Origin of the sequence: Streptomyces sp. 8K308 (assembly GCF_004348315.1) — a bacterium.
Lineage (GTDB): Bacteria > Actinomycetota > Actinomycetes > Streptomycetales > Streptomycetaceae > Streptomyces.
The window spans coordinates 1-4,262 of record NZ_SMKC01000476.1; the positions used below are offsets into that span (position 1 = coordinate 1).

General features: G+C 70.5%; 4 protein-coding genes. All 4 read left to right on the plus strand.

Annotation, left to right across the window (positions count from 1 at the left end; translation table 11 throughout):
• The first annotated feature begins 64 nt into the window (after positions 1 to 64).
• The 4 genes from E1265_RS34265 to E1265_RS34280 are packed head-to-tail and all read left to right on the plus strand — an operon-like array spanning position 65 to position 4,228.
• Positions 65 to 1,429 (plus strand): sugar ABC transporter substrate-binding protein, encoded by a 1,365-nt coding sequence (locus tag E1265_RS34265; RefSeq protein WP_132934856.1) that lies wholly within the window; start codon positions 65 to 67, stop codon positions 1,427 to 1,429.
• Positions 1,426 to 2,418, plus strand: a complete 993-nt coding sequence (locus E1265_RS34270; RefSeq protein WP_132934857.1) for a sugar ABC transporter permease — start codon at positions 1,426 to 1,428, stop codon at positions 2,416 to 2,418. Before E1265_RS34265 ends, E1265_RS34270 begins: the two co-directional genes overlap by 4 nt.
• Entirely contained in the window at positions 2,415 to 3,242 is an 828-nt protein-coding gene (locus E1265_RS34275) for a carbohydrate ABC transporter permease (protein WP_132934858.1), read from the plus strand. Before E1265_RS34270 ends, E1265_RS34275 begins: the two co-directional genes overlap by 4 nt.
• Complete coding sequence (locus tag E1265_RS34280) at positions 3,239 to 4,228, plus strand: zinc-dependent alcohol dehydrogenase family protein (RefSeq protein WP_132934859.1); 990 nt, start codon at positions 3,239 to 3,241, stop codon at positions 4,226 to 4,228. Before E1265_RS34275 ends, E1265_RS34280 begins: the two co-directional genes overlap by 4 nt.
• Positions 4,229 to 4,262: the final 34 nt, after the last annotated feature.

Genomic DNA, 4,262 nt, shown 5'->3' on the forward strand with positions numbered 1-4,262 from the left:
CCCCCACCCGGAAACGACAGACGACACCGCCGACACGACCACACCCCACCCCAGGAGCCCCACCATGCGCACCTGTCAGAGTCGACGCACCGCGCACGCGCTCGCCGCCAGTACGGCGGCCCTGACCCTGCTCGCCGCCTGCGCCGGAGCCGGGGGCGGCGGATCCTCGGGCGACGGCGACAGCATCAACGTGCTGATGGTCAACAACCCGCAGATGACCCAGCTCCAGCAGCTCACCGAGGAGCACTTCACCGAGAAGACCGGCATCACCGTCAACTTCTCGGTGCTGCCGGAGAACGAGGTCAGGGAGCGCATCAGCCAGGACTTCGCCAACCAGTCGGGCCAGTTCGACGTGGCCACCATCAGCAACTACGAGACGCCCATCTACTCGCGCAACGGATGGCTGCACTCGCTCGACGAGTACGTCGAGGCCGACGCGGACTACGCCGTCGACGACATCCTGGAGCCCATCAACCTCTCCCTCACCGGCGAGGACGGCCAGCTGTACGCCCAGCCGTTCTACGGCGAGTCGTCCTTCCTGATGTACCGCACCGATGTCTTCGAGGAGCACGGGCTGACCATGCCCGAGCGCCCCACCTGGCAGGAGGTCGCCGACCTGGCTGCCCAGGTCGAGGAGGCCGAGCCGGAGATGGCCGGCATCTGCCTGCGCGGGCTGCCGGGTTGGGGCGAGGTCATCGCCCCGCTCACCACCGTCGTCAACACCTTCGGCGGCACCTGGTTCGACGCCGACTGGCAGGCCAGGCTCACCGACCCCGAGTTCGTCGAGGCCACCGAGTTCTACGTGAACCTGGTGCGCGAGCACGGCGAGTCGGGCGCCGCCCAGGCCGGCTACGCCGAGTGCCTCAACAACATGGTGCAGGGCAACTCCGCCATGTGGTACGACGCCACCGCGGGCGCCGGCTCCCTGGAGGCGGACGACTCCCCGGTGGCCGGCTCCATCGGCTACGTCCCGGCCCCCGTCGAGCGGACCGACAGCTCCGGCTGGCTCTACACCTGGGCCTGGGGCATCCAGCGCGCCTCCGAGAACGCCGACGCCGCCTGGGAGTTCATCTCCTGGGCGTCGAGCGCCGAGTACGAGGAACTGGTCGGCGAGAACCTGGGCTGGGAGAACGTGCCGGCCGGCAAGCGCGCCTCCACCTACGAGGACCCGCGTTACCAGGAGGCCGCCGCCGCGTTCTACGAGGTGACGAGGGACGCCATCGCCGAGGCCGACCCGATCGACCCCGGCGTGCAGGAACGCCCGGCGCCCGGCGTCCAGTTCGTCACCATCCCCGAGTTCGCCGATCTCGGTACCCGTGTCTCGCAGGAGATCAGCGCGGCGATCGCCGGCCGGCAGAGCGTGGCCGAGGCCCTGGAGAACGCGCAGGGGATGGCCGAGGACGTGGCCGAGGAGTACCAGGACCGATGAGCGACACCGTCACCCCGGCGACGTCGTCGCCGCCCACGCCGCCGACCCGGGCGGAGGACCGGACCCCGGTCCTCCCGCCGCCCGCCGGCCGGCCCACGCGGGCCCGCGCCTGGGCCACCAGGGCGCCGCTGCTGCCCGCCCTGGTCTTCATGATCGCGGTCACCCAACTCCCGTTCGTGGCCACGCTGGTGATCTCCCTCTTCGAGTGGAACGCGCTCTACCCCGACGACCGCGGCTTCACCGGCCTCGACAACTACGACACCGTCCTCGGCGACTCCGACCTGCGCTCCTCGGTCACCACCACGGCGCTGCTCACCGCCACCGTGGTCATCGTCAGCCTCGTGCTGGGCCTGTGTCTCGCCCTGCTGCTCGACCGAAGGTTCCGCGGCCGGGCGGTGGTGCGCACCATGACCATCGCCCCCTTCCTGATCGTGCCCATCGCGGCCGCGCTGCTGTGGAAGCACGTCCTGTTCAACTCCGAGTACGGGCTGCTCAACGGCCTGTTGGGACGGTTCGGCGACCTGTTCGGCTTCACCGCCCCGCAGCCCGACTGGATCTCCGACATGCCGCTGCTCGCCGTCGAGATCGCGCTGATCTGGCAGTGGACCCCGTTCATGATGCTGATCCTGCTCGCCGGCCTACAGAGCCGGCCGGTCGAACTCGCCGAGGCCGCCCGTATCGACGGCGCGGGCGACTGGCAGATCTTCCGCCACCTCACCCTGCCGCACCTGCGCCGCTACCTCGAACTCGGCGCGCTGCTCGGCTCGATCTACATCGTCCAGCACTTCGACGCGGTCTACACCATGACCGCCGGCGGGCTCGGCACCGCCAACCTGCCCTACGTCATCCACCAGGAGTTCACCCTCGCCCAGGACTACGGCGTGGCCTCGGCGGCCGGCGTGCTGGTCGTCATCGGCTCGCTGATCCTCGCCATGTTCGCGCTGCGCGTGGTGTCCTCCCTGTTCCGCGAGGAGGGCAGCCGCGCATGACGACCAGGACCCTTCGTTCCCGACTGCTCGGACCGCTGGCCTGGCTGGCCGGGCTCGTCTTCTTCCTGCCCGTCGCCTGGATGGCGCTGACCTCGCTCCACTCCGAGTCGGACGCCGCGAGCAACCCGCCGGCCCTCCTGGCGCCGCTCACCCTGGACGGCTACCGGGACTTCTTCGGCGGGGCCGGCGGCGACCCCTGGCCACCGCTGATCAACTCGATGAGCGCGTCCGTGTTCTCCACGCTCCTCGTGCTGCTGCTCGCGCTGCCCGCGGCATACGCGCTGGCCATCAGGCCGGTGCGGGCCTGGCGGGACGCACTGTTCTTCTTCCTGTCCACCAAGATGCTGCCGGCCATCGCGGGCCTGCTGCCGGTCTACCTCTTCGCCCGCAACACCGGCATGCTCGACAACATCTGGCTGCTGGTCCTCCTCTACACGTCGATGAACCTGCCGATCGCCGTGTGGATGATGCAGTCCTTCCTCGCCGAGGTGCCGGTCTCCGTGATCGAGGCCGCCCAACTCGACGGCGCCCGGCTGCCGGTGCTCCTCGCCCGGGTGATAGGCCCCATCGTGCTGCCGGGCATCGCGGCCACCTCGTTGATCTGCTTCATCTTCAGCTGGAACGAGATGCTCTTCGCCCGGGTGCTGACCGGCGTCCGGGCGGAGACCGCGCCGGTCTTCCTCACCAGCTTCGTCACCAGCCAGGGCCTCTTCCTCGCCCAACTGTCCGCCGCCGCCCTCGCCATCTCGCTGCCGGTGCTGGCCGCCGGCTTCGCCGCCCAGGACAAGCTGGTCCAGGGCCTGTCCCTAGGAGCAGTCAAGTGAAAGCCGCCCTGATCGAGTCCGTCGGGACGATCAGCCTGACCGAGGTCCCCGACCCGACGCCGGGACCGCGCGACGTGGTCGTCAGGGTCGCTGCCTGCGGCCTGTGCGGGACCGATCTGCACATCCTCCAGGGCGAGTTCGCGCCGCGACTGCCGATCGTGCCGGGGCACGAGTTCGCCGGCGAGATCGTCGCGGTGGGCAGGGACGTCGGGGAGCTCGCGGTCGGTGACCAGGTCGCCGTCGACCCCTCCCTCTACTGCCACGAGTGCCGCTACTGCCGCAACGGGCACGCCAACCTGTGCGACCGCTGGCAGGCCATCGGCGTCTCCGTGCCGGGCGGCGCCGCCGAGTACGCGGTGGCGCCGGCCGCCAACTGCGTGGTGCTGCCCGAGCACGTCCGCGTCCAGGACGCGGCGCTGATCGAGCCGCTGTCCTGCGCGATCCGCGGCTACGACGTGCTGCGCTCCACCCTGGGCGCCCGGGTGCTGATCTACGGCGCGGGCACGATGGGGTTGATGATGCTGGAGCTCGCCAAGCGGACCGGCGCCAGCGGGGTCGACGTCGTCGACATCAACCCCGACCGGCTCGCCACCGCCTTCGTGCTCGGCTGCTCGGGCGCGGCGGCGTCGGCCGACGAACTCGACCGGCCGCAGGGCTGGGAGGTCGTCATCGACGCCACGGGCAACGTCGCCGCGATCCAGGACGGCCTGAGCCGGGTGGCCAAGGCCGGCACCTTCCTGCAGTTCGGGGTGGCGGACTACGCGGCGCGGGCGACGATCGAGCCGTACCGGATCTACAACCAGGAGATCACCATCACCGGTTCGATGGCCGTCCTGCACAGCTACGAGCGCGCGGCCGAGCTGTTCGCCGGCGGCATCCTGGACCCGGAGGTCTTCATCACCGACCGACTGCCGTTGGTCGAGTACCCGCGGGCGATGGAGCAGTTCGCGGCGGGGGTGGGCCGCAAGACGGTCGTCGTGCCGTAGCACGCGCCACCGTTCGGTTTCTCCCCCACCCACC